This window comes from Bacillus sp. 205(2023) (assembly GCF_037027485.1).
GTDB lineage: Bacteria > Bacillota > Bacilli > Bacillales > Bacillaceae > Bacillus > Bacillus halotolerans.
The window spans coordinates 288951-312403 of sequence record NZ_JAXCHF010000003.1; the positions used below are offsets into that span (position 1 = coordinate 288951).

Consider the following 23453-nt stretch of genomic DNA (forward strand, 5'->3'; position numbering starts at 1 on the left):
CCTCCTACAACATTACTTGACGTTTAAATAAAGAAAAAAAGCGGCACAGCTAACCACAATCAGCAGAAGGACGACGAATGCATTGATGAACGGCTGCACAAGAAGCAGAACAGCCAAAAACAGCAGATAGCCCGCACCGACCCTAGAAATCGTGACAATCTCATGTTGAGAGCGCATTTTGTTCTTTCTTACGCCCGCAAACATCATTAACTTCTTACGCTTCCACACATAGCCTGCGAGCACCGCCAAATAAAGAGCCAATGGCACATATCTGTATGAGGGCGGCAGCAGCGGCAGGAGTATGATTACAGCAATGAGAAAAACTGAAAGTCCGCTTTTTCCTAACACAGAACCCCTCCGTTTCTGTTCCTTCCCTTCACCCATCATCGCTTCGGCAAGCTCTTTCGGATGAGAAAACTCATTTTCGACAGCTTCCCGCAGATCCTCTACACTATGGCCGGCATTCATTCTGTCTTGTACAAAAGCGGTTAAATGGCCCTTCAGTTCGGCTATCGTGTTTTCTCTCTCTACTTCAGGCATATTCGCCAGCTCAGCGTTTAGTTCCTCCGTATAGCGGTCAATGATGTGCTGTGCATTCATAGCAAATCCCCCGATAAAGACAATAAAGCTTGATGGGTTTCCAGGTACTTCTCCAGCCGTTCTTTTAACATCTCTTCTCCTTTTTGCGTCATTTTGTAGTACTTCCTTTTCGGGCCGTCCAAAGAATCTTGCCAAAAAAATTCGACCCAGTCCTTCTCCGTCATCCGTTTCAAAATCGGATAAATCGCACCCTCTGAAATAGCCAGTGCCGGGGTTGTTTTTAAGGACGATGTCAGCTCATAACCATACATCGGTTTTGAGCGCAGCAGGGATAAAATAGCCAGCTCGAAAATCCCTTTGCGAAATTGAACAATCCAGCGGTCGTTAATTTGATTCGTTTTCATGGTTTAAATATATCGAAAAAATCACTATATATCAATGACATATAGCTATGAAAAATGTCCTATTTTTCCCATTAACAAAAATGGAATTTCTCATACTTTTTAACCTTTTTATTACAAAAATGTTTTTATATTATGAAAAGTAAGAAAAATGAATTTCTTCAGTTTAAAAAGGAGCAGTCGAATGCAGAAATCGATATCATTTTTTATCATTTTTTCAGTCCTCTGGGGGTCTTTATTTCTGTTTTCCATCATTGGCAGCTTAGGGACAACCCCGATTCCGCTGACAAAGGACTCCAAATTTCTCATGTCCAGCGTCATTCCTCAAGGCTGGGGCTTTTTCAGCAAAAACCCCCGCGATACCGCCATCGGCTTATATGAAGATGGAGATGCCAGCGCCAAGGTCAGATGGCCTAATATGAGGGCTGATAATCTATTCGGCCTGTACCGTTATGGGCGATCGCAGGGCGTAGAAATGGGCGTGATCTACAGCCAAGTCGGAAAGGAACAGTGGACAGAATGTAAAGAAACGGACCTGAGTGCCTGCAAAAGCAAAGCCAAAACCGTTCAGCTGCAAACACCGGCGCCCCGCCCGCTGCTTTGCGGCAGCTATTATTTGACGAAAGAGGACATCGTTCCATGGAGCTATTCTAAATACACCGCTTCATCTTATCAGGTAAAAAGCATAGTCAAGGTTGTGATCTCATGCTCGAAAACATAAAACAGACCATCACCGGATGGGACAAAAAAAACCCGTGGACAAATGTATACGGACTCGCGCGAAGCATTATTGCTTTATCCAGCCTGCTGACGCTGCTTGTCAATCATCCGAGCCTCATTATGAAGCCAGCCAGCGGAATCAGCAGTTACCCTGCTTGTAAAATGAATCTCAGTCTCTTTTGCCTCGGCGAAAATAACTATATGATGTTAAATCTGTTCAGGTGGGTCTGTATTGCCATTCTGGTGCTTGTTGTGATCGGATGGCGCCCCAGAATCACCGGGATTCTCCATTGGTATGTCAGTTACAGCCTGCAGTCGTCGTTAATTGTCATCGACGGAGGCGAGCAGGCAGCCGCGGTTATCACATTTTTGCTGATTCCTATCACGCTGACTGACCCGAGAAAATGGCATTGGAGCAGAAGGCCTGATGATCCAGAGGGCCAAAGAACAATTGGAAAAATCACAGCTTTTATTTCTTATTTTGTCATCAGACTCCAAGTAGCGGTGCTTTACTTCCACTCTACTGTCGCTAAGCTGTCTCAGCAGGAATGGGTGGACGGAACGGCCGTCTATTATTTCGCCCAGGAAAAAACCATCGGCTTCAACGGCTTTTTCCAGGCTTTAACGAAGCCGTTTGTGACAAGTCCGTTTGTGGTGATTCCGACATGGGGGACGCTTCTCGTTCAGATTGTCATTTTTGCGGCACTGTTCGCGCCGAAGAAGCATTGGAGATTGATTTTAATCATCGCTGTTTTTATGCACGAGATATTCGCGGTTATGCTGGGTTTAATCAGCTTTTCACTCATCATGGCCGGCATTTTGATATTGTATCTCACTCCAATTGATTCCACGTTTCAATTTACATATATACGCAGACTGAAGTGGAATAAAAAAGAAAAGAAGGGAGAGGTTTCAGTTTGAAGAAGGCGTTTCTTGTATTTTTGTCGGTTGTATTGGTAACAACAGTGTTTTTGGTGAAGCAGCAGGAAAGTGTAGCACAGGCGAAGCAGCTTGAGTATTCAGGTGAAGAGATTTTTAAAGGGTTTGTGTTTGCTCAGGGTGAAGTGGGCAAAAAGCTTCCAGAGGTATTTAATAAAGCCATGACTGACAAGCTCAACACAAAACAGGCAAAGGCTTTTGCCAATCAGGTTGTTGCTGATATCAAAAAAGAGGATGCTGACTTTTTTGACAATCTGAAGAAAGCTGTTTACAGCAAAGATGCAATGAAGGTGGATGAACTGCTGAAAAAAGCAGGTCAAATCGTTGAAGAAAAAGTAGAAGCTGCAAAGGACATCGCCGCTTCCAAGGATGATACGTCCAGAGTTCAAGCCGAGCTCGTCAACACGGTCGATACCGCTAACTATTTCTATTATGTTTCTTATGTTGCCGCAGCCGGTGCGCTGATTCTTGTCATTCTTGCCATTGATATTACGCCGATCGCGATTTCAGACAATGTGGATCGCGAAATGGCAATCAGAACGCTGGTTGATGAATTAAATTAGAATTAAAAAAGGCTCGCTCCGCAGTTCTGCTGCAGGCGAGCCATTTTCATGCGCTATTTTTTCTCGTATGTCCAGCCGTCTTCCTGATACACTTTTCCGTTTTTCATTAAGTGGCCGAGCGCCCGTTTAAAGGCGGCCTTGCTCATGTTAAAACGTTCTTTGATATCATCAGGCTGGCTTTTGTCGCTGTACGGCATGGCGCCGTTTCTCGCTCTTAAATACGTAAGAATATACTCGGCATCAACAGACAGCGCATCCTGCTTTCTCGGAAGTAGCGACAAATTCAATGAGCCGTCTTCCTTCACTTGAATCACACGTCCTGTCACTCTTGAGCCGAGTCTTGGCTCTTCTTTTCTTTCTGATGAATGAATAAAACCGCGGATTCCGTCATCCGTAATGATGAACGATCCTGAAGCGATCAGCCTGTACACCGTTCCGGTCAGCTCTTTATTCATCAGATCGTCTGAAGCGTCCGTAAACAGCTCGCTGATGATATCCTCTGGTGCGGGTTTGGCAAACATGCGCCCCCGATTCGTCACCTTCAGCATACAGTAGAGCTTATCCCCTTTTTGCGGCCAGACATCTTCATACGGCGGCAGATGCTCTGTTGCGACAAGCGCGTCTTTTGAGAGGCCGACATCGACAAATACGCCCATATCCTCTACCGTGTCCACTACCTCTACCCAGCCGTATTCATCCGCGCTGATGACCGGAATTTTCATCGTTGCTGCGAGCCGTTCCTGCTGGTCAACGTATATAAAGACCTCTACCTCATCTCTGTCTTCTATATCCTCTGTCACTTCACTGTTATGTAAGAGAATCGTATCTTCTCCATCGGTTAAAAAGTAACCGAAGTCCGTTTCGTGATCTATACTCAAGGTTAACTGCTGCCCTGGTCTCATGCTATCGTCCTTCCTCTTCCCGCTTATTCCACTGCGGATCTTGTTAACATTTTTTCCAATCATCACAAATTGATTCTTTGTTCTGTTGGAAGTTTCTCTTTATTCTACTATAATCAACACATAAGTTAAATGTTATGGAGGTTTTCATATGGCAAAAGAAAGTTCATTTGATATTGTATCCAAGGTGGAGCTCCCTGAAGTGCAAAACGCGATTCAAATCGCACTGAAGGAAATCAGCACACGCTATGACTTCAAAGGGAGCAAAAGTGACATTTCATTAGATAAAGAAGAGCTTGTTCTTGTTTCCGATGACGAATTCAAATTAAGCCAGCTCAAAGATGTGCTTGTCAGCAAATTGATTAAGCGCAGCGTGCCGACAAAAAACATTGATTACGCCAAAATTGAGAACGCGTCCGGCGGCACCGTACGCCAGCGCGCAAAGCTTGTTCAAGGAATTGACAAAGACAACGCCAAAAAAATCAATACCATCATCAAAAACTCCGGACTGAAAGTAAAGTCTCAAGTGCAGGATGATCAAGTGCGTGTCACCGGAAAAAACAAGGATGATCTTCAGCAGGTTATCGCAGCAGTTCGAGGTGCTGATCTGCCAATTGACGTTCAATTTATAAATTTCAGATAAATTTTCCGATTCCTATTGATTATTGTCTTTATTTTCGGTAAATTTGGAGAAAGGGAAAATGCCAGGCATCTTTTGGCAGCTCCTGAACCTGTAAAATTTCATATCCGTTCTTATCAAGAGAAGCAGAGGGACTGGCCCGACGAAGCTTCAGCAACCGGTGTAATGGCGCATTGCCATGACCAAGGTGCTAAATCCAGCAAGCTCGAACAGCTTGGAAGATAAGAAGAGACAATATCACTGACAAAGTCTTCTTCTTAAGAGGACTTTTTTTATTTCTCTTTTTTCCTTGCTGAATGTGAATAAAGGAGGCAGACAATGGGACTTTTAGAAGATTTGAAGAAACAGGTGTTAATCGGTGACGGCGCAATGGGCACGCTGCTTTACTCCTTCGGAATAGACAGGTGCTTTGAGGAGCTTAATCTTTCAAAACCTGAGGAAATTCAGCGTATACATAAAGCCTATGTCGAAGCGGGAGCAAACATCATTCAAACCAACACGTACGGAGCGAACTATATTAAATTATCGAGACACGGCCTTGAAGATGACATCAAAAAAATGAATCAGGAGGCTGTAAAAATCGCGCGGGCTTCCGCCGGCGATGCGTATGTGCTCGGGACGATGGGCGGCATCCGCACGTTTAACAAAAACGCGTACAGCCTTGACGAAATCAAACGAAGCTTTCGCGAACAGCTGTATTTACTGCTGCATGAAGAGCCGGACGGTTTGCTGTTAGAAACGTATTATGATTTGGAAGAAGCCCGTGCAGTGCTGAAAATTGCCCGAAAAGAAACCGATCTTCCGATTATGCTGAATGTATCCATGCATGAGCAGGGCGTACTTCAGGATGGAACGCCGCTTTCTGATGCGCTGCGCTCGGTTGCGGATCTCGGTGCCGATATCGTCGGCATTAACTGCCGGCTCGGCCCTTACCACATGATTGAAGCGCTCAGTGAAGTGCCGATTTTTGATGACGTGTTTTTATCTGTCTACCCGAACAGCAGCCTCCCCTCTCTCGAAGAAGGCCGGCTCGTATATGAAACTGACGACACGTATTTTCAAAACAGCGCGGCTGAGTTCCGCAAGCAAGGCGCGCGGATTATCGGCGGCTGCTGCGGCACCACGCCAAACCACATCCGGGCTATGGCAGAGGCTGTGGGCGGACTCGCCCCCGTTACGGAAAAGCATGTAAAGGTTCGGGCAAAGGAATTGGTGACTGTTCAGCACGAACGGACAGAGCCGGGATTAAATGAAATTGCTGCGGAAAAGCGCTCAATTATTGTTGAGCTGGACCCGCCGAAGAAATTGAGCTTTGACAAATTTCTGTCCGCCGCTGCTGAATTAAAGGAAGCGGGAATCGACGCCCTGACGCTCGCCGATAACTCACTGGCAACCCCGCGGATCAGCAATGTTGCCTGCGGCGCCCTTGTCAAGCAGCAGCTCGATATGCGGTCTCTTGTCCATATTACATGCCGGGACCGAAACATTATCGGCCTCCAGTCACATTTAATGGGACTCGACACATTAGGGCTGCATGATGTGCTGGCGATTACCGGCGATCCTTCTAAAATCGGTGATTTCCCGGGTGCAACGTCTGTCTATGATTTAACATCCTTTGATTTAATCAGGCTGATTAAACAGTTCAATGAAGGGCTGTCTCTGTCCGGAAAACCGCTCGGAAAGAAAACCAATTTCTCAGTGGCCGCTGCTTTTAATCCAAACGTCCGCCATCTCGATAAAGCCGTAAAACGGCTGGAGAAAAAAATAGACTGCGGCGCCGATTATTTTATCTCACAGCCCGTCTATTCGGAGCAGCAGCTTGTCGATATTCATAATGAAACAAAGCATTTGAAGACTCCGATTTATATCGGCGTTATGCCGCTGACAAGCAGCCGGAACGCTGAGTTTATCCATAACGAAATTCCCGGCATCAAGCTGTCCGATTCCATTCGCGAAAAAATGGCGCGCGCCGGCGAAGATAAAGAGAAACAAAAGGCGGAAGGCCTCGCGATTGCACGCTCCCTGCTGGATACTGCCTGCGAACTGTTTAACGGCATCTATTTAATCACGCCTTTTCTCAGATCCGACCTGACCTCGGAACTTACATCTTACATTAAGCAAAAAGATGAACAGCGTCAGAATATTTATTTGCATTAACATCGCTTTCTAAGACTGTCCGAACCAATTGGGCAGTCTTTTTCAAACCCGATTCGTGTTACGATATAGAAAATAAATCACATAAGAGGAGGAACATCATGCTTGAAGTGAAAACCATTCCCGCAGAGGATACCTATGAAATCCGAAACCGCATTTTACGTCCCCATCAATCAATTGAACAATGCAAATATGAACAGGATCAAGCAGAAGGCTCTTTCCATCTCGGCGCTTTTTTTGAAGGAACGCTGATCAGCATCGCTTCCTTTTCTCCCGAGAATCAGCCGCTATTGACTGATTCACCCGCATATCGGCTTAGAGGCATGGCAACGCTCGAAGAATACCGTGATCAAAAAGCCGGAAGCACACTGATCACATACGCGGAGCAGAAGCTGGCCGATATGGGCGTACAGGCGGTCTGGTGCAACGCAAGATACCATGTGAAAGGCTATTACGAAAAGCTTGGCTGGAAAGAACTTGGCGAGCCGTTTGAGATTTCCGGCATCGGCACCCATATTGTGATGTACAAAAAAACAGGAACAAGCAGGTGATGACATGCATTCAGCGATTGAGCTGATTCAGCTTACTGAAAAACATGTGCCCGGCCTATTGCGTCTGTCCCGGCAAGCCGGGTGGCCGGATTACGGCGAGCGAGAGCTGCAGTTGCTTGTAAAACATGGACGCTTCTTCGGGTATCAAAACAGCCAAGAAGACATCATCTCCTGCATCGGTTTGTTTTTGTATGGCCGACTTGCTTCTATCGGACTCGTTATCGTCGACAACGAGTACAAACGGCGAGGCCTGGGGCGGCGGATGGTGAACGCATGTATCAGCCAAGTCGATGAAAACACCGCCATCATGCTTTGCGCCACGAAGGAAGGTTTGCCGCTTTATGAAAAAGCCGGATTTCAAACAGCGGGTTCAATCCGCAAATACAGCTGTCAAAGCTTCAAGCCGCTTACAAAGCAGCACGACATTGAACTGACATCTTTTACAGAAAAGGATTTTCCGGAATTAATCGCGGCTGATCAAGCCGCCTTTGGCGGAGACAGAGCAGCACTTCTGCATCATTTGATCTCCCAATCAGCGGAATGTATAATTGCCAGAAATCATGAAGGCACATTCATTGGCTATGGCTTATCTGTACAAACACCCCCCAACCTGAAATTAGGCCCGCTTATCGCAACGTCACCGGGTCTCGCTGCTGTATTGGTCAACAGGCTGACCGCAGGAAAACAAGGAGCCATCCGAATCGACGTGCCTGGGGAAAGCCCGTTGCTGCATGACAGCCTGGAAGCAATGGGCTTTCACTTAGACGATGAGCCCCCGCTTATGATGTACCAAAAAAAGACGCTGCCTGCACGAAACAGACAATTATTCGCTGTCATCTCACAAGCGCTCGGTTAACCCTTTTTTACCCGAACAGGAAGATTCTGTTCGGTTTTTTTAATGCCTTCAGGGACACTCTAAGCAGAAGAAAAGGAGTGTGCTTTGAGATGGAAACATCAAAACAAAATAACGGAATGACGATTGTAGCTATCGGTTCAATCCCTTTAATATTAACCCTTGGAAACTCTATGCTTATTCCCATACTTCCAAAAATGAAATCTGAACTTCATTTATCCCAATTTCAAGTCAGTCTCGTGATCACGGTGTTTTCCCTGATTGCGGCGTTTGCGATTCCGATTGTCGGCTATCTCGCAGACCGGTTTTCACGGAAAATCATCATTATTCCCTGCTTATTTTTGTATGGAGCAGGCGGATTGCTGGCCGGGTTTGCGGCAGGTTTTTTTGACAATGCTTATCCGTGGGTCATGGCTGGCCGGGCTCTTCAGGGTATCGGAGCAGCCGGAACGGGACCGATTGCGATGGCGCTGTCAGCGGACCTATTTAAAGGCGCACAGGAAAGCAGAGTGCTCGGCCTTGTTGAAGCGTCAAACGGAATGGGGAAAGTTCTATCGCCGATTATTGGCTCACTTATCGCCCTGATCGTTTGGTATGGCGCATTTTTTGCCTTTCCTGTGTTTTGTATCATTTCAATCGTGCTGACTTGGATTTTTATTAAAGAAAAGGAAAAAGAAAAAGAACCGCCTCCTATCGGAAAATATGCAAAAGGGCTGTTAAGTGTGTTTAAGCATGAAGGCAGATGGCTGTTTACCGCTTATTTAGCCGGGGCTACCTGTTTGTTTACTTTATTCGGCATTTTGTTTTACCTATCAGACGTACTGGAAAAAACATACGATACAGACGGCGTCAAAAAAGGGCTGATTTTGGCGATTCCCCTTTTGGTCATGTGTGTGACATCCTATACGACGGGCAGCAAAATCGGACAAAAGCAATCGTTAATGAAAAAACTGATCGTCATCGGTTTAGCGTTTATGACTGTGTCTTACGCGGCACTGTCATTCATTGAAAATCTCGTCCTGTTTATCAGCGTTCTCGTGCTGAGCAGTATCGGTTCAGGTCTTGTCCTTCCTTGTATAAACAGCTTTATCACAGGCGCTGTCGGCAAAGAACGACGGGGTTTTGTGACATCGCTGTACGGATCAGTGCGTTTTCTGGGGGTGGCAATCGGGCCTCCTATTTTCGGGCGCTTGATGCAGTGGTCAAGACCCGGCATGTTCTTAAGCATTGCGGGTTTGACACTGGTTGTCGGCATTCTTGTGCTTACGCTGATTCATGTCAAACAAAATAAAGACGAGACAAATGAAAAAGAAGAGCCTGCAATGAACGGCAATCGGCTTCAGCCGGCTGAGGAAAGGTAGCGTCCGGTTTGAAAATCGAACGGATCGAGACCTTTCCGCTCTTTCACCGATTAGAGAAACCTTACGGAGATGCAAACGGATTTAAACAATACCGGACATGCTATCTGATCAGAATTATCACAGAAAGCGGCATTGACGGCTGGGGAGAGTGCGCGGATTGGCTCCCGGCCCTGCATGTCGGTTTCACAAAACGAATCATTCCCTATCTCTTAGGTAAACAGGCAGGCAGCCGCCTGCCTTTAGTGCACACAATCAAAAAATGGCATCAGCGGGCGGCATCGGCTGTAAGTATGGCACTGACGGAGATTGCGGCAAAAGCGGCAGGTTGTTCCGTATGCGACATGTGGGGCGGACGGTACAGAGAAGAACTCCCTGTATATGCCTCTTTCCAATCATATTCAGACCATCCGCAATGGATCAGCAGCTCGCTTACGAATGTTGAAGTTCAATTGAAACAGGGCTTCAATCAAATCAAAGTCAAAATCGGCGGGACAACCTTTGAGGAAGATGTGCGGCATATCACTGCCCTGCAAAACACGGCCGGCAGCTCTGTTTCTATTATTCTGGACGCAAACCAAAGCTACGATACAGCAGCAGCTTTAAAGTGGGAGCGTCTTTTTTTGAAATGGGCCAATATCAGCTGGCTGGAAGAGCCTCTGCCTTTTGACCAGCCGCAGGATTACACTTTGCTGCGGAGCCGTTTATCCGTTCCTGTCGCCGGCGGAGAAAATATGAAAGGCGCGGCACAATTTGCGCCTCTCCTCTCACAGCGCTGCCTGGATATTATTCAGCCTGATGTCATGCATGTCAATGGAATTGATGAGTTTCGCGACTGCCTCCAGCTCGCGCGTTATTTCGGTGTGAGAGCGTCTGCCCATGCCTATGACGGCGCTCTTTCCCGGCTTTATGCTTTATTTGCGCAGGCCTGTCTGCCTCCGTGGTCAAAAATGGAGAACGACCAAATTGAACCGATTGAGTGGGACGTAATGGAGAATCCTTTTACAGAACTGATCAGCCTTCAGCCTTCAAAAGGAATCGTGCACCTCCCGAAAGGAACAGGGATCGGCAGAGAAATCAATATGGAGATCATCAATCGGTATATGTGGGATGGTTCAGCGTTTTAAGCTGTACTATCCCTTTATTTATAGACATAAATCATGGACAGCCTCATAAAATGGTAACAGCGGACAAGTCTTTTCATAAAGGAGCAAATGACTTAATGGCTGAACTGCTGATGAAAGCAAAACTCACGTTTATGATTGTCACAGGCGGTGTATTACAGGGACTCGGCATGTCCTTATTTTTATTTCCGCATGATATTCCGACAGGCGGGGCGGCAGGTATTGCGGTCTTACTGCACCATTTGTTTCACATTCCCCACGGCTTCTCGGTATGGGCTGTGAATGTGTCAATGCTTTTCACTGCTTTAAAATGGCTGGAGATGAGAACATTCACCGGCACTCTCGCCTCGATTACCGTCACCTCTGTATCGGTATTGATCTTCGATGTCATTTTTCCGGACATCACCTCAAACCTGTGGCTTGATTTGGCAAGCGGCGCTGTTTTATTAGGACTCGGCATCGGACTTTTATACAAATATAAAATTTCTAACGGAGGGTTTGGAGCCCTTGCTCTTATGATCTCAATTTACCGGGGCGGAAACCCGGGAACCATCTTGCTCATTATGAATTGCATCATTTTTATGATTACCGCATCAATTATTGCCTGGGGCATTGTGATTCAAGCTCTGATTTGCCAAGTGATATCAACAAGAGTCATCGACTTCATCTATAACATCCGCCTGACCTCTCTTCCCATACTTACGCCTATGTACCGTCATAAAAAATAATAGGCAAGAGGCTCTCCCGATACAGAGAGCCCCGCAGCCGCTGTTTTATAAATAAAAGGTATCGGATCTTAACCCCAAGCGCAAAGTCTCCAGAGCAATCGCATCATGAAATGAGATATTCGCCAGATTGACATTCGGCCCGATCCTTTGAATAAAACCTTGCTGGAGCGTTTTGTTCGGTGCTTCAAATATCATTCGGCTGATATCGATATCCGACAAAATGATATCATCAACGATTTGAAACCGGACATCTCCGCTGCTGGAACAGATCCCCCCTGTCCCGCTTTCCCTTGCTTCCGTAATCACTTTCTCTGCGCCTGCCTCCATATCTTCGAGAATATACTCAAGCCATTCCTCAGAGCACTGGCAGCTTGATACTTCCTCATCCTTGCTGCCTACCTCGCTGAGCACAAGAAATTCATCAGAAAAATCAGCAATGTAAGCCGCTTTTTCTTTATTCGTCATCGGGAGAGTGCCGTTTGAAATCTCAATATATTCGCACCCGAAGTAAGTGCAGTACCGATGAAATTCGTTGACTTTATTCTGGCTTACATATTTCTCAAACAGCGTGCCGCCGAAGAAAAACTTCACGTCATGCTCTTTCAGGGAGCTGATTTTTTCTTCAAGGTCTTTCGTAAGTAATGAAGTGCCCCAGCCGAATTTCACAAAATCTATATAGTCTGATGCCGCGCCTATCACATCTTTGAAAAACTGTAAGGGGTAGCCGTTGTCGATTAAAATGGTCTGTCCGTTTTCTCTCGGTTTACTTGTTCTCACTGGCAATTCTAGTGAAAAATCATTCATATCATGACCCTCTCTATCGTTGGAACTTCTCTTTCTTGTTTTACTTTCATCACGAAATCGCCCGTTATTTCTTTTGTACAGTACGCAATGTCTTCCGGTTCAAATAACGGCTGACTGCTGTCAAAAAACTTCTCCGCAACGGATGAGTTTTTGATTCTTTCAATCACTTCAGCGGCCGCACCATTCTTCCCTTCTATAATGCCTTTGATATATTCCGCACATGCCATATCATCATCACCTGACGGATGGGAAGCCACAATGTTCAGCACACAATCTTTTGCAGCGAGCTTTTTCACATATTCCGCTGTTGTTCTGGCATTAGAAAATCCGGTCACAAAAAGATGCCTGGCCTTCAGCGCTCCTAACGCCGCTGTGACGCCGTTTGTCGTTTTCTGGATCAGCCGCTTATCCGCCATATCCTGCTCTGCCATACGCTTTGGAGAATTATCCAAATCAAATCCTTTGATTCCGACCCCCTTTTCCTCTCCTGTTAATACATAATCCGGATAGGTTTCTTTCAACTTGAAAGCTTCTTCAGTTGTCCGGACCAAGAGAATTTCTTTCGCCCCGCCGATAAAAGCAAAATGGGCCACGGTAAAGGCTCGAATGACGTCAATAACGATATTGATATCTGCCGGGGCAAGTGAATGATGATGCCCCTGATAAATGGTAATCGGCATAATACCTCTCCTTGGGCATAAAACCATTTTGCTAAAAAGCATATTCAGCTGGTCTCTTATTGGTTCCGCCGCGCCTCCGTCTCCTCATTTAGGCGGCCGCACACCTAAAAACCCTGAACCTTTATCTCAAAAGTGAATAGTCTGCCTATAACTCGATCAATAGATAAAAAACAGACAGATGCAAAACGGGGGGAAAATATTGAACGAACACATCACCTTTGACACATGGAACGAAACGCTGGCAAAAGAGATGACGGACCAATTGATCGATGAGCTCGATGTATTGAAATGGGCTTACAGGACATACGGGGATAAGATCGTGTATGCATGCAGCTTTGGCGCTGAAGGGATGGTGCTTCTCGACTTAATTTCAAAGATCAACAAACACGCGCACATCATCTTTTTAGATACAGGGCTCCATTTTCAGGAAACATATGAGCTGATCGAAGCCGTCAAGCAAAAATACCCGGCATTTACGATCCAGCTGCTTGAACCCGAGCTGAACTTAAAAGAACAAGCGGCGCAATACGGCGATGAATTATGGAAACACAACCCGAATCTCTGCTGTCAATTACGGAAAATCGCACCTCTGCAAAAACACTTATCAGGCATGACAGCTTGGATTTCAGGTCTGCGCCGGGAGCAATCGCCGACGAGAAAGCATATTCAATTCATCAATCAGGATCACAAATTTAAGCTTATTAAAATCTGTCCGCTCATTCACTGGACATGGGATGATGTTTGGACGTACATCCGGCTCCACAATTTGCCTTACAACAAACTGCACGATCAAAATTACCCGAGCATAGGCTGTGAAATGTGCACATTGCCTTCTTCAAACCCAAATGATGAGAGAGCGGGAAGATGGGCCGGACGCGAGAAAACTGAATGCGGTCTGCACCAGGAATGAAAGACCGTATGTCGTGAGAATGGAAGCGCCGGCAGGTTTCAATCTACATTTTCTATTGATGAGAAAGCCCGTCCAGCGAAGAAATGGCAGACTATTAAAAAACAATGTAAAACGCAAAGATGGAGGTTAAGCACGTGAATGCAATCGAGCCCCATGGAGGGGTGTTAATCAACCGCTTCGATCCCGCATGCACTTTTGATGGCTGCACTTGCGAAGCTGAGCTTGATCAGCTGGCACTGAGCGACCTCGAGCTTATCGCGATCGGCGGCTACAGCCCGTTAACAGGTTTTTTGGGAGAAAAAGATTATCATTCCGTTGTGAAAGAGATGAGGCTGGCGAACGGTTTGCCGTGGAGTCTGCCTATTACGCTGCCTGTCAGCGAAGAAACAGCAAAACAGCTGTCTGTCGGAAATCACGTGAAGCTTGTGAAACACGGCGTGACGTACGGCATGATGACAGTGACCGATATCTATCAGCCAGATAAAACACAGGAGGCGCTGTCTGTTTATAAAACAAACGATTCCGCCCACCCCGGAGTAAAAAAACTGCTGGAGCGTCCTGACTTTTATATTGGAGGGCCTATCCTTGTCAGCCGCCTTCCCGATAAGTCCTTCGAACAGTTTTATGCAGCGCCGGCACAAACGAGAACGGCCTTTGAAAAGCTCGGCTGGAAAACGATTGTCGGCTTTCAGACGCGGAATCCCGTTCACAGAGCCCATGAATATATTCAAAAAACAGCGTTGGAAACCGTCGACGGTCTGCTGCTTCATCCGCTAGTAGGAGAAACGAAATCAGATGATATTCCGAGTGGTATCAGAATGGAAAGCTACCAAGTACTGCTTGACCAGTATTATCCAAAGGATCGGGTGATGTTATCGGTGTTCCCTGCCGCCATGCGGTATGCCGGACCGCGTGAAGCGATTTTCCATGCGCTCGTCCGCAAAAATTACGGCTGCACCCATTTTATCGTCGGACGCGATCATGCAGGTGTCGGCAGCTATTATGGAACGTACGACGCACAGACCATTTTCAAATCATTCACTGAAGAAGAGCTGGGCATCAAACCGCTGTTTTTTGAGCATAGCTTTTACTGCCGGAAATGCGGAAATATGGGCACCTCCAAAACGTGTCCGCACAGCGCGAGAGATCACATCCATTTATCAGGCACCAAAGTGAGAGAGCTTCTCCGCCAAGGCAAAAAGCCGCCGAAAGAATTCAGCCGGCCCGAGGTTGCAAGCGTGCTGATAAAAGGGCTTCATCAGCAGCCTGTTGCCATTCAGAGAAACAGCGGGGGATCAGAATGACACACAACCCGAATATCGTTTGGCATCCAGCGGTGATCCAAAAATCTGACAGACAGAGCTTAAACGGACATAAAAGCTGCGCCCTTTGGTTTACCGGTCTGTCCGGCTCAGGAAAATCAGTGCTCGCCAATGCCGTAGATGAAAAGCTCTATCACATGGGAATTCAGAGTTATGTCCTTGACGGCGATAATATCCGCCACGGATTGAATCAAGATCTCGGCTTTCGGACTGAGGACAGAATCGAAAACATCCGCCGGATCGGGGAAGTCGCAAAGCTGTTTGTCGATAGCGGCCAAATGATCTTAACAGCCTTTATTTCTCCGTTCAGAGAGGATCGGGATATGGTCAGAGAGCAGTTTCCCGATGGAGAATTTCTCGAAATTTATGTGAAGTGCCCGCTCCAGATTTGTGAACAGCGGGACCCGAAAGGCCTTTATAAAAAAGCGCGCAACGGAGACATTAAACATTTCACGGGGATTGATTCTCCCTATGAAGCGCCTCTTTCTCCCGATTTGATCATTGAATCTGACCAAACGTCCATTGCGGATGGAGCTGATTTGATCATCAAAGAATTGCAGCACAAAGGCATCATTTAAAAAACCCGACATTTGATCGGGTTTTTTTATTTAGCAAACTGCGCAATCAGGCTGTTTATTTTTTCTTTTTCCTCATAAAAGAGCCCGTGCCCATTGTTTTCAAACGGAACCAATTCCGACTGCTTTATGCCGCGTTTTAATACTTTGGCAAAATCAAACGGAGCGATTTTGTCCTTTCTGCCGTGCAGGATGAGTGTCGGCACCTTGATTTCCGCCAGATCCTTTCTGAGATCCTCGTCTCTTAACGCAATGCCTGAGTGAATCGTTCCGTAAGAGGAAGCGTCCAGCAAAAGATTCTGGAACCATTGCTGGAACTCCGGAGAAACTTGTTTCTCAAAAAACTGTCTTCCCAGGTCAGCAAGCGTCTTCGGCCGATCGCTTTTGAATTGTTCAATCATGTCATCAATGTCCTGTTTCCTCATGCCGTACGGATAGCCCGGGCGCTTTGTAAATGCTGGCGCGGCCGCTGACAATAAAACCAGTTTATCGATATCGGCGCTCTCATGCCTTGCCATGTAACGGATCGCAATCGCACCTCCCATCGAAAAGCCGGCGAGAATCGCATTCTCAAGCTGCAGCGTATAAATAACGGCCTTCACGTCATCTGCCATCGTATTATAATCGTAGCCTTCCCACGGGCGGTCGGAATCACCGTAGCCCCGAAAATCGACGCCGATAAAACGGAATCCTCTTTTCGGCAGCTCATTCATTTGATATTCAAACATTTGATGATTCAGCGGCCAGCCATGCAAGAAGATCATCGGCCTTCCATGCCCGATATCCTCCACAAACAGTGTCACATTCTCCTCGGTTTTTACGTAATGCCCCACTTCACATTCCTCCTGTTCCCTTTTCCTTTCCCGTCTTGTAAACGCCTTGACGTGCGGGAAGCTTTGCATTTATGCTTACAAAACAAGCGGGCTGCAGCACCCAGAATAGGCTCTTCACGTTTTACTATATGTATCAATCCGCGGAAACGATCTATGAAATTGATCCTGATGGTTTTAGGTCATTCAGGAATGTAAAGGATGTCAAATGATGAATAAAACAGCGATTCAAAAACCGTACGTACCAGAAAACCTGCAAGCCGCCGATTTTCATGAAACGGCTGCAACAGATGATGTGATCAGCATGCATTTATTTGAAGATTGTTCAATTTCCGGTGAAGACATAGACAGGCTTTGTATTGAAAAAACCGTATTTCGGAATGTCGTGTTTATCGATGTTTCCTTCCGTTTTATTGAGCTGACAGATGTAATTTTCGAAAAATGCGATTTATCGAACGCTGATTTCAGCGGGGCTGTTCTGCACAGAACTTTATTTAAGCAATCGAAAATGGTCGGGATGAACTTGGCGGACTCAACGCTGCGGAATGTGTCGTTCGAGGAATGTCACGGGCAATTCAGTTCATTTTATTATTCGAATATGAAACACGTTCTGTTTCATCATTGTGTCCTTCTACAAAGTGAATGCAGCAGCATGGCGCTCCAGCAGACACACTTTGATGCGTGCGAACTGGAGGGCGCCAACTTTACCGGTACGTCACTTCAAAACGTGGACATCAGCTCCTGCCGGTTTGAACAGATCCATGTCTCACTAGACAAATTAAAGGGCTGCAAAATTGCTCCGGAGCACGCAATGGCCTTTGCGAGAGCGCTGGGAGCTGTCATCGTCTAGCTTAAGCCTGCGTCATCAGGCGGCGGGCTGTATCTGCAGCCGCCTTGATGCCGATTTTCAGACCCTGAAGAGACGCATAGGAATACGACAGCCGAATGCTGCGACGGTCATCGCCGTCATAAACGGAACCGGGGTTCACCAGCACCTGCTGTTTCAATAATTCCATAAACAGCTGCCTGACAGGCAGTTGTTTGTGGAATGTGACCCATATATAAAAGCCGCCGGCTGGGATGCGCCACTCGGCAATATCTCCTGCATACTGCTGAAGAAACTGAAGTGCCGCGTCTCTCCTTTTCTTCAGCTCCTTTCTTACCCAAGCGAGGTGTTCTTCATAATATCCTTGTGACAGCCATCGCGCCGCGGCCCATTGAGAGAGGCCGCTCGATCCGTAATCCGTCTGCATTTTAATGTCAGCCAGCCTTTCAATAACTGGTTCCGGGCCGGCCAGCCAGCCGATTCGAAGACCGGGGCTTACTGTTTTCGAAAACGTGCCGAGATACAGGACATTGCCTTCCTGATCCATCGACTTTAACGGCAGCGGCGGCTGTTCTTCAAACCACAAATCACCGTACGCATCATCCTCAATGACCGGCAGCTGCTCTTTTTTTGACAGACTGACAACCTCTTCCCTTCTCTTCTCTGACATGACAATGCCAGTCGGATTATGAAACGACGGGATCGTGTAAAGCAGCTGGCCCCCGTATTGCTTCCGGTAAGCTGAAATCAGCCCCGCCTGCATTCCTTCTTCATCCATCGGCAAACCGCGAAGCCGCATCCCTGCGGATTGAAAAACATGCAAAGAGCGAAGATAGGAAGGTTTTTCTGTCAAAATGACTGAGTCCCGCTTTAAAAGCCCGATCGAAATGAGCTGGAGCGCCTGCAGTGCGCCGGATACAATTAAAATGGCTGAAGGTGACACATTGATATGCTTTGTTTTTAAATGCTCAGCCACCGCCTCCCGCAGATCTATATTTCCTTTCGGCTGTTCGTATCCTAAAGACAGAACATGCGGATTGATTTGCTGAAACATCCTGCGCATCGTTTCAGCCGGCAGCAGCTCTGGTGAAAGCTCTCCCGTCCCCAGCCGAATGATATCCGCTCGCGCCTCGTTTTTATTGATATCCTGAATGATAGAAGAATTGGGATGATGAATCCCTGAGCGGACATAGGTGCTCCAATCAAGCGGCGGAGCTGACGCAAGCACGCTCCATGTGCTGTTTACTACCTTTGTGCCGCCGCCTCTTCTCCCCTCTAACAGACCTTGAGACGTGAGTTCATCAATCGCCGATGTCACTGTGCTTCGGTTGACCTGAAACATATCCGCCAGCGTTCTTTGCGACGGAATTTTCGTCCCTACAGCCCACTCGCCATGGAGAATTTTTTCTTTTATATATTGTTCGATTTGCCGATGAAGCGGAATGTCCGATTCACGGCTTGGCTGCCAATGTGACAACGTCAAGCCCCCTTTTTTTCACATTATACATTTGGCTGGTTTCAAAACCAACCAAATGGCCGGAGACATGTAAAATCTTCTCTATTATTATGAGAAAAACAGATGTGAAAGGAGTTTTTTCAGCATGAATGCAATGATTCACGGAATCGTGCTGGCCTTCGGCTTAATTTTGCCGCTGGGGGCGCAGAATGTGTTTATTTTTCAGCAGGGAGCGTGGCAAAGGCATATTTGGCTGGCGCTGCCAGCCGTCATCAGTGCTTCTGTCTGCGATACCCTGCTCATTGTGTTAGCGGTTGCGGGTGTATCTGTCATTGTGCAGCAGGTGCCTGTTTTTGAGACGGGAATGATGGCCGTGGGATTTTTGTTTCTCATTTACATGGGCTGGGTAACATGGAACAGCCGTCCGAAAACGGATGACAAAGAAAACAATATATTCACAGCAAAGAAACAAGCCGCATTTGCCGCAGCTGTGTCTCTGTTAAACCCGCACGCCATTTTAGACACTGTCGGCGTCATCGGTACAAGCTCTTTGCAGTATTCAGGGCTTGAGAAATGGCTCTTTATGGCCGCCTGCATCGCTATGTCTTGGATTTGGTTTATCAGTCTTGCGATAGCGGGCCGGCTGTTTCAGACGATAGATACGAGCGGCAGGCTTATGTTGATCGTAAACAAATGTTCTGCGGTGGTAATGTGGGCTGCCGCCGTCTATTTCTTGTTCTCGATCTTTCGTTAACTGGAGGAAACCACAGCCTAAACATCGAATTCTATTTAGAAAAGGGGGCGATGTTTGTGACTGACGCTAAACAGTTTTATGACTACCATTCCTGGGCGAACAAGCGAATCTTGAACCATATCGAACACCTGCCGGAGGAAACTGCTTATCAAGAAGTAAAGAGCGTATTCCCTTCAGTCAGTGACGTACTGCTTCATATGTGCAGGGCTGACTACATATGGCTGAACGTTCTTTCGGGAGTGGACTACCAAGAGATTATAGACGGCACAGGCAAATTCGAGTCCGCGCATGGCAATATGGCAGCGATTAAACAGCACGCTTCCGAGTTGGAATTACAGTATCATCATTTCTTCAGCCGCCAAACGGACTTAGAACAGACCTTCTCCATGCAGCATCCGAAACTCGGTACACTGGAATCAACCTATGCAGACACCATCCTGCATGTCGTCAATCACGGCACTTATCACAGAGGGAACGTGACGGCCATGCTAAGACAGCTGGGCCATTCAGGCGTACCTACTGATTATATGTACTATTTATATGAGAAAAGAGAAAGCAAGGGCTAAACTGTCCTTGCTTTTTTTGGCGGAACAGCCTCAAATGGAACCTATTAACTTTTACATACCTGTATAAGCACGCTCCACATCAAGCTGTACAGGCCTGCCGCTTCGATACGAATCGGTCGCGGCGATGCCGACTTCTAAATTGATCGTCGCATCGACATCTGTCACAATCGGTGTTTTTCCATTTCGGACGCACTCTGCAAAATGCTGCAGTTCTAAGCAGTAGGCTTCATGAAAACGAGTTTGAAAGTCTGGGATGATCTCATAGCTGCTCCCTTTAGCGGTCAGGATGGTCACATTTTGGTTTCTCAATGTCCCTATGAAAATACTGCCTTCTGTCCCGATAATTTCTGCACGGATGTCATGGCCGTATGGAGAGGTTCTGCTTGCCTCGACGTCTCCCGCTGCGCCGGAATCAAACTCTAAATACGTCAGCGCCTGATCAACATCGCCATATTGTTCCATAAACGGGTTGTTTAAAATCCGGCCGTGTCCGGAAACAGAAGTGATCTCCGCTCCGAGCAAATAACGGGCAATATCGTAATCATGGATGGAACAGTCGATAAAGATCCCTCCGCTATGTTTGATAAACTCAGCGGGTGGCGCCCCTTGATCGCGTGTAAAGCCTTTATAATAGATGGGTTTGCCGATCTCTCCCGCGTCTATCCGCCGTTTCGCATCCGCATATGCAGGATCAAAACGCCTCATAAAACCGACTTGGCAGATGACACCTGTCTCTTTTATTGTTTCAGAAACTGATTTTGATTCCTCAAGGTTTAATGTCAGCGGTTTTTCAACGAAAATCTGCTTGCCGTTTTCCGCCGCTTTGATGATCATTTCCCCATGTGTGCTTGTCGGCGTTACGATGACCACTGCATCAATCTCGGAATCTGCTAAAATCTCATGCGGATCATCCGACCATTTTTCAAGCCCGAATTCTTTAGCGACCTGCTCGGCTCTTTCTGTCATCGGATCACCGACACTGACAAGCTCAGCTCCCGGAACGCTGGTCATAAGGTTTCTTGCGTGATAGTATCCCAGTCTCCCTAACCCTAATACCGCGCATCTTACTCGATTTCCCATGTCCTCATCTCCTTAGTCTCCTTTTTCACCACCTAATGAAAGCGCTTTACCAGAATGGTTAAAAAAATAGCGGTTCATCCACTATTTGGCCGATATATTTTTGCGCAAGCGCTTTCTCGAAAGGTGATTTCATTTTACAATGTCCTTTCTTCCCATGCAATATCTTTTTCGCCTTCGCTGTCAAAAAGAAAAGAACCCGCTGCATTATCGGATTCTTTTCTTGAACGGTGCTGTAGAATGTCTGATCACTAGCTCGGGTGATAACACTATTTTTTGTTTTGCCTTTCGTTTTCCTTCGATTTCTTCCGCCAGCAGTTCAATGACGCGCTGCCCCATTTCTTTAATCGGCTGGGCTACCGTTGTCAGGGGCGGATCGACCATTTCAGCAAGGATGGTGTTATCAAACCCGATGATGGACAGGTCATCCGGAACCTTGATGCCTCTTATTCTCGCCGCCTGAATGGCGGCACAGGCCAATACATCGTTAAAAGCAAAAATAGCCGTTGGCCTATCCCTGTCCAGCAATTTTCCCGCCTCTTCCTTACCGCTCTCCAAAGAGAAGCGTGTCGGAATGATCAGCGACTCATCGACCGGCACATTCGCTTCCGCCATCGCCTGCCGGAATCCTTTGATTCTGTCTGTTTCACCTGTCGTTGACCCGTCACCCACAATGCAGGCAATCCTCGTGTGGCCCAATGACAAAAGATGCTTGGCAGCCTCATACCCGCCGAGAATATCATCCATCACAACGATATCCATCGGAAGAAGGGGCTTATCCTGAGAAATCATGGCGAGCGGGATATGTTCGCTAATGATTTCCTCTAAAGCTGACATGCTGTCATGATTCTCAATTCCTGTCGCAAAAATGATGCCGTCTACGTTTTTTTGCTTTAGGACAGAAAAATATTTCGTTTCTTTTTTCGGATCGTAATCGGTACTGCAAATGATCATCTGAAAACCAAGCTCATCCGCTCTTTCCTCTATGCTTTTCGCGAGCTCGCCGTAAAACGGGTTTGAAATATCAGGCGTCACAAGGCCGATAATATTGGTCCGCTTTCCCGTTAAAGCAGCGGCGTGGACATTGGGCGTGTACTCCATTTCCTTCATCACATTCATGACCCTTTGCCTTGTTTTGTCACTGATCCGGCCCGTATGGTTAATGACGCGCGATACGGTCGTGATCGAGACACCCGCCTTCCTCGCCACATCGTAAATTGTCGTTTTCATCTTCATCCCTCGTCTGCTTATTGAACTTTCCGGCTGACAATTTTCCGGTATTCAATTGGTGAAATGCCTTCAATTTGCTTAAAGAGCTTTGAAAAGTATGTCGGGTCCTCCATTCCAATCGTTTCCGCGATGACGCCCATTTTATCATTTGTCGAGGATAAAAGACGCTTTGCTTCAGTCATTCTCACCCGATTTGTGTATTGGCCCGGCGTGACACCAAGCACTTGCTGCATGCAGCGGGTCACATAATCCTGATTATAGTGCAGGGCGAGCGACAGATCCTTGATTGTCGTTTTCTCCTTATAATGCTCCTGTAAGTATCGGGCCGCTTCCCATGCCACCCGCTCTTTTGCAGACGGAATTTGAAACGCCTCCTTTTGAAGATGCAGCATCAGCTCTTCAAACAAGATTTGTTTTCTGAGCGGCAAATCGGAGTTTTCTGCGGAGTAATCAATGAGCCTTTCAAACTGCTGCGCCATAAATTGCGGGCGCTGCACCTTGCCTTTTCTCGGCAATGCGAGTCCGTAGCGGGCTGGCTCCTCGAAGCTCCCCTTTTCCTGCTGAAGCTCTGCCCAATTGCTGCCCCCTTTTGCGGTAAATTCATATTGATGTTCATCAAAGTGAAGCCAATAATAGGAGGTCGCTTCATCACTGCCCTTTGTCCCATAGTGTTCAAGACCGGGAGAAAGCAAGATATATTCGCCCCCTTCAACAGAGAACGATTTTTCATTTTCAGTGATATATAACGTCCCCTGCTTGACGTATATCAGATCAAATACAGAAAAAACGCGTTTGACATGGGTTTCTCCTTTTTTAAAAACCCCTTCTCCGGCTGCAATAAACACCGGAAAAGGCGGGACTGTAAACAGGATGCGCAGCAATTTGATCACCCTCCTTTTTAAGTCGGATTTTTGCAAGAAGTATCGTTTCTCTCCCTTTTTATTATAAGGAAA

26 protein-coding genes and 1 riboswitch are annotated in these 23453 nt (G+C 46.8%); of the genes, 16 read left to right on the forward strand and 10 right to left on the reverse strand.

The window, feature by feature from the left end:
* Window positions 1-12: 12 nt before the first annotated feature.
* Together WA325_RS11915 and WA325_RS11920 are read right to left on the reverse strand one after the other, a co-directional pair.
* Entirely contained in the window at window positions 13-600 is a 588-nt protein-coding gene (locus WA325_RS11915; protein ID WP_105990577.1) for an HAAS signaling domain-containing protein, read from the reverse strand.
* On the reverse strand, window positions 597-944 hold the full coding sequence (locus WA325_RS11920; RefSeq protein ID WP_010333707.1) for a PadR family transcriptional regulator: 348 nt from the start codon (window positions 942-944) through the stop codon (window positions 597-599). Before WA325_RS11920 ends, WA325_RS11915 begins: the two co-directional genes overlap by 4 nt.
* A 181-nt stretch (window positions 945-1125) precedes the next feature.
* On the opposite strand from WA325_RS11920, the gene WA325_RS11925 reads away from it, so the two are divergent.
* From WA325_RS11925 to WA325_RS11935, 3 genes are read left to right on the forward strand one after another with little or no spacing between them, the layout of a single operon-like run.
* The gene (locus tag WA325_RS11925; protein ID WP_024120883.1) at window positions 1126-1662 is read left to right on the forward strand and encodes an SdpA family antimicrobial peptide system protein; all 537 of its coding nucleotides are present in this window, start codon (window positions 1126-1128) and stop codon (window positions 1660-1662) included.
* Window positions 1647-2582: a sporulation-delaying protein SdpB family protein gene (locus tag WA325_RS11930; protein ID WP_227598276.1), complete on the forward strand. Its 936-nt coding sequence runs from the start codon at window positions 1647-1649 to the stop codon at window positions 2580-2582. The genes WA325_RS11925 and WA325_RS11930 overlap by 16 nt, the downstream gene beginning before the upstream one ends.
* Window positions 2579-3163: a sporulation delaying protein family toxin gene (locus WA325_RS11935; protein ID WP_024120881.1), complete on the forward strand. Its 585-nt coding sequence runs from the start codon at window positions 2579-2581 to the stop codon at window positions 3161-3163. The genes WA325_RS11930 and WA325_RS11935 overlap by 4 nt, the downstream gene beginning before the upstream one ends.
* Window positions 3164-3216: 53 nt before the next feature.
* Here the strand turns inward: WA325_RS11935 and WA325_RS11940 are convergent, their stop codons facing one another.
* Complete coding sequence (locus tag WA325_RS11940) at window positions 3217-4065, reverse strand: CvfB family protein (protein ID WP_336183667.1); 849 nt, start codon at window positions 4063-4065, stop codon at window positions 3217-3219.
* Window positions 4066-4213: 148 nt separating this feature from the next.
* Between WA325_RS11940 and WA325_RS11945 the strand changes: the two genes are divergently transcribed.
* The 7 genes from WA325_RS11945 to WA325_RS11975 all read left to right on the forward strand — a co-directional run bounded on the left by WA325_RS11945 (window position 4214) and on the right by WA325_RS11975 (window position 11470).
* The gene (locus WA325_RS11945) at window positions 4214-4705 is read left to right on the forward strand and encodes a YajQ family cyclic di-GMP-binding protein (protein WP_044156433.1); all 492 of its coding nucleotides are present in this window, start codon (window positions 4214-4216) and stop codon (window positions 4703-4705) included.
* Between the two features lie 107 nt (window positions 4706-4812).
* A riboswitch (SAM riboswitch) is annotated at window positions 4813-4930 on the forward strand.
* Between the two features lie 90 nt (window positions 4931-5020).
* Window positions 5021-6859 (forward strand): bifunctional homocysteine S-methyltransferase/methylenetetrahydrofolate reductase, encoded by a 1839-nt coding sequence (locus tag WA325_RS11950; protein ID WP_105953748.1) that lies wholly within the window; start codon window positions 5021-5023, stop codon window positions 6857-6859.
* Window positions 6860-6957: 98 nt separating this feature from the next.
* Entirely contained in the window at window positions 6958-7407 is a 450-nt protein-coding gene (locus tag WA325_RS11955) for a GNAT family N-acetyltransferase (protein WP_101860826.1), read from the forward strand.
* A gap of 4 nt (window positions 7408-7411) precedes the next feature.
* On the forward strand, window positions 7412-8263 hold the full coding sequence (locus WA325_RS11960) for a GNAT family N-acetyltransferase (RefSeq protein WP_336183668.1): 852 nt from the start codon (window positions 7412-7414) through the stop codon (window positions 8261-8263).
* An 89-nt stretch (window positions 8264-8352) separates the two neighbouring features.
* On the forward strand, window positions 8353-9621 hold the full coding sequence (locus WA325_RS11965; protein ID WP_044156438.1) for an MFS transporter: 1269 nt from the start codon (window positions 8353-8355) through the stop codon (window positions 9619-9621).
* Between the two features lie 8 nt (window positions 9622-9629).
* Window positions 9630-10745, forward strand: a complete 1116-nt coding sequence (locus tag WA325_RS11970) for a mandelate racemase/muconate lactonizing enzyme family protein (protein WP_248338314.1) — start codon at window positions 9630-9632, stop codon at window positions 10743-10745.
* 95 nt (window positions 10746-10840) lie between these two features.
* Window positions 10841-11470, forward strand: a complete 630-nt coding sequence (locus WA325_RS11975) for a YitT family protein (RefSeq protein WP_010333695.1) — start codon at window positions 10841-10843, stop codon at window positions 11468-11470.
* 45 nt (window positions 11471-11515) lie between these two features.
* On the opposite strand, the gene WA325_RS11980 is transcribed toward WA325_RS11975, so the two are convergent.
* Together WA325_RS11980 and WA325_RS11985 are read right to left on the reverse strand one after the other, a co-directional pair.
* Window positions 11516-12274 (reverse strand): phosphosulfolactate synthase, encoded by a 759-nt coding sequence (locus tag WA325_RS11980; RefSeq protein ID WP_105990569.1) that lies wholly within the window; start codon window positions 12272-12274, stop codon window positions 11516-11518.
* Complete coding sequence (locus tag WA325_RS11985; RefSeq protein WP_336183669.1) at window positions 12271-12954, reverse strand: 2-phosphosulfolactate phosphatase; 684 nt, start codon at window positions 12952-12954, stop codon at window positions 12271-12273. Before WA325_RS11985 ends, WA325_RS11980 begins: the two co-directional genes overlap by 4 nt.
* A 199-nt stretch (window positions 12955-13153) precedes the next feature.
* Here WA325_RS11985 and WA325_RS11990 point away from each other — a divergent pair, with 199 nt between their 5' ends.
* The 3 genes from WA325_RS11990 (at window position 13154) to cysC (ending at window position 15764) form a co-directional block, all read left to right on the forward strand.
* Window positions 13154-13864, forward strand: coding sequence for a phosphoadenylyl-sulfate reductase (locus WA325_RS11990; RefSeq protein WP_202853478.1), 711 nt, complete (start codon window positions 13154-13156; stop codon window positions 13862-13864).
* 134 nt (window positions 13865-13998) lie between these two features.
* Window positions 13999-15168, forward strand: coding sequence for a sulfate adenylyltransferase (sat, locus tag WA325_RS11995; protein ID WP_336183670.1), 1170 nt, complete (start codon window positions 13999-14001; stop codon window positions 15166-15168).
* A complete protein-coding gene (gene cysC / locus WA325_RS12000; protein ID WP_336183671.1) occupies window positions 15165-15764 on the forward strand; it encodes an adenylyl-sulfate kinase in 600 nt (199 codons plus the stop codon). Before sat ends, cysC begins: the two co-directional genes overlap by 4 nt.
* A 26-nt stretch (window positions 15765-15790) precedes the next feature.
* On the opposite strand, the gene WA325_RS12005 is transcribed toward cysC, so the two are convergent.
* Window positions 15791-16594: an alpha/beta fold hydrolase gene (locus WA325_RS12005; protein ID WP_336183672.1), complete on the reverse strand. Its 804-nt coding sequence runs from the start codon at window positions 16592-16594 to the stop codon at window positions 15791-15793.
* Between the two features lie 208 nt (window positions 16595-16802).
* On the opposite strand from WA325_RS12005, the gene WA325_RS12010 reads away from it, so the two are divergent.
* The gene (locus WA325_RS12010; RefSeq protein WP_105953756.1) at window positions 16803-17441 is read left to right on the forward strand and encodes a pentapeptide repeat-containing protein; all 639 of its coding nucleotides are present in this window, start codon (window positions 16803-16805) and stop codon (window positions 17439-17441) included.
* 1 nt (window position 17442) lies between these two features.
* Here the strand turns inward: WA325_RS12010 and pdxR are convergent, their stop codons facing one another.
* The gene (gene pdxR, locus WA325_RS12015; RefSeq protein WP_336183674.1) at window positions 17443-18900 is read right to left on the reverse strand and encodes a MocR-like pyridoxine biosynthesis transcription factor PdxR; all 1458 of its coding nucleotides are present in this window, start codon (window positions 18898-18900) and stop codon (window positions 17443-17445) included.
* A gap of 118 nt (window positions 18901-19018) precedes the next feature.
* Here pdxR and WA325_RS12020 point away from each other — a divergent pair, with 118 nt between their 5' ends.
* Together WA325_RS12020 and WA325_RS12025 are read left to right on the forward strand one after the other, a co-directional pair.
* Window positions 19019-19627, forward strand: coding sequence for a LysE/ArgO family amino acid transporter (locus WA325_RS12020; protein WP_336183675.1), 609 nt, complete (start codon window positions 19019-19021; stop codon window positions 19625-19627).
* A 56-nt stretch (window positions 19628-19683) separates the two neighbouring features.
* Window positions 19684-20193, forward strand: coding sequence for a DinB family protein (locus WA325_RS12025; RefSeq protein ID WP_024120862.1), 510 nt, complete (start codon window positions 19684-19686; stop codon window positions 20191-20193).
* A gap of 51 nt (window positions 20194-20244) precedes the next feature.
* On the opposite strand, the gene WA325_RS12030 is transcribed toward WA325_RS12025, so the two are convergent.
* The 3 genes from WA325_RS12030 to WA325_RS12040 form a co-directional block, all read right to left on the reverse strand.
* Window positions 20245-21273 (reverse strand): Gfo/Idh/MocA family oxidoreductase, encoded by a 1029-nt coding sequence (locus WA325_RS12030; RefSeq protein ID WP_105953760.1) that lies wholly within the window; start codon window positions 21271-21273, stop codon window positions 20245-20247.
* Between the two features lie 204 nt (window positions 21274-21477).
* On the reverse strand, window positions 21478-22500 hold the full coding sequence (locus WA325_RS12035) for a LacI family DNA-binding transcriptional regulator (protein WP_336183676.1): 1023 nt from the start codon (window positions 22498-22500) through the stop codon (window positions 21478-21480).
* A gap of 17 nt (window positions 22501-22517) precedes the next feature.
* Complete coding sequence (locus tag WA325_RS12040; RefSeq protein WP_305934140.1) at window positions 22518-23381, reverse strand: AraC family transcriptional regulator; 864 nt, start codon at window positions 23379-23381, stop codon at window positions 22518-22520.
* Window positions 23382-23453 lie beyond the last annotated feature (72 nt).

Coding starts and splice junctions, on each gene's coding strand:
- WA325_RS11915 (WP_105990577.1), bottom strand. CDS start 600: ATGAATGCACAGCACATCATTGACCGCTATACGGAGGAACTAAACGCT.
- WA325_RS12020 (WP_336183675.1), top strand. CDS start 19,019: ATGAATGCAATGATTCACGGAATCGTGCTGGCCTTCGGCTTAATTTTG.
- WA325_RS11960 (WP_336183668.1), top strand. CDS start 7,412: ATGCATTCAGCGATTGAGCTGATTCAGCTTACTGAAAAACATGTGCCC.
- WA325_RS11945 (WP_044156433.1), top strand. CDS start 4,214: ATGGCAAAAGAAAGTTCATTTGATATTGTATCCAAGGTGGAGCTCCCT.
- cysC (WP_336183671.1), top strand. CDS start 15,165: ATGACACACAACCCGAATATCGTTTGGCATCCAGCGGTGATCCAAAAA.
- WA325_RS11955 (WP_101860826.1), top strand. CDS start 6,958: ATGCTTGAAGTGAAAACCATTCCCGCAGAGGATACCTATGAAATCCGA.
- WA325_RS11965 (WP_044156438.1), top strand. CDS start 8,353: ATGGAAACATCAAAACAAAATAACGGAATGACGATTGTAGCTATCGGT.
- WA325_RS11930 (WP_227598276.1), top strand. CDS start 1,647: ATGCTCGAAAACATAAAACAGACCATCACCGGATGGGACAAAAAAAAC.
- WA325_RS11925 (WP_024120883.1), top strand. CDS start 1,126: ATGCAGAAATCGATATCATTTTTTATCATTTTTTCAGTCCTCTGGGGG.
- WA325_RS11950 (WP_105953748.1), top strand. CDS start 5,021: ATGGGACTTTTAGAAGATTTGAAGAAACAGGTGTTAATCGGTGACGGC.
- WA325_RS12030 (WP_105953760.1), bottom strand. CDS start 21,273: ATGGGAAATCGAGTAAGATGCGCGGTATTAGGGTTAGGGAGACTGGGA.
- WA325_RS11985 (WP_336183669.1), bottom strand. CDS start 12,954: ATGCCGATTACCATTTATCAGGGGCATCATCATTCACTTGCCCCGGCA.
- WA325_RS11940 (WP_336183667.1), bottom strand. CDS start 4,065: ATGAGACCAGGGCAGCAGTTAACCTTGAGTATAGATCACGAAACGGAC.
- WA325_RS11920 (WP_010333707.1), bottom strand. CDS start 944: ATGAAAACGAATCAAATTAACGACCGCTGGATTGTTCAATTTCGCAAA.
- WA325_RS11980 (WP_105990569.1), bottom strand. CDS start 12,274: ATGAATGATTTTTCACTAGAATTGCCAGTGAGAACAAGTAAACCGAGA.
- WA325_RS12035 (WP_336183676.1), bottom strand. CDS start 22,500: ATGAAAACGACAATTTACGATGTGGCGAGGAAGGCGGGTGTCTCGATC.
- WA325_RS11975 (WP_010333695.1), top strand. CDS start 10,841: ATGGCTGAACTGCTGATGAAAGCAAAACTCACGTTTATGATTGTCACA.
- WA325_RS12010 (WP_105953756.1), top strand. CDS start 16,803: ATGAATAAAACAGCGATTCAAAAACCGTACGTACCAGAAAACCTGCAA.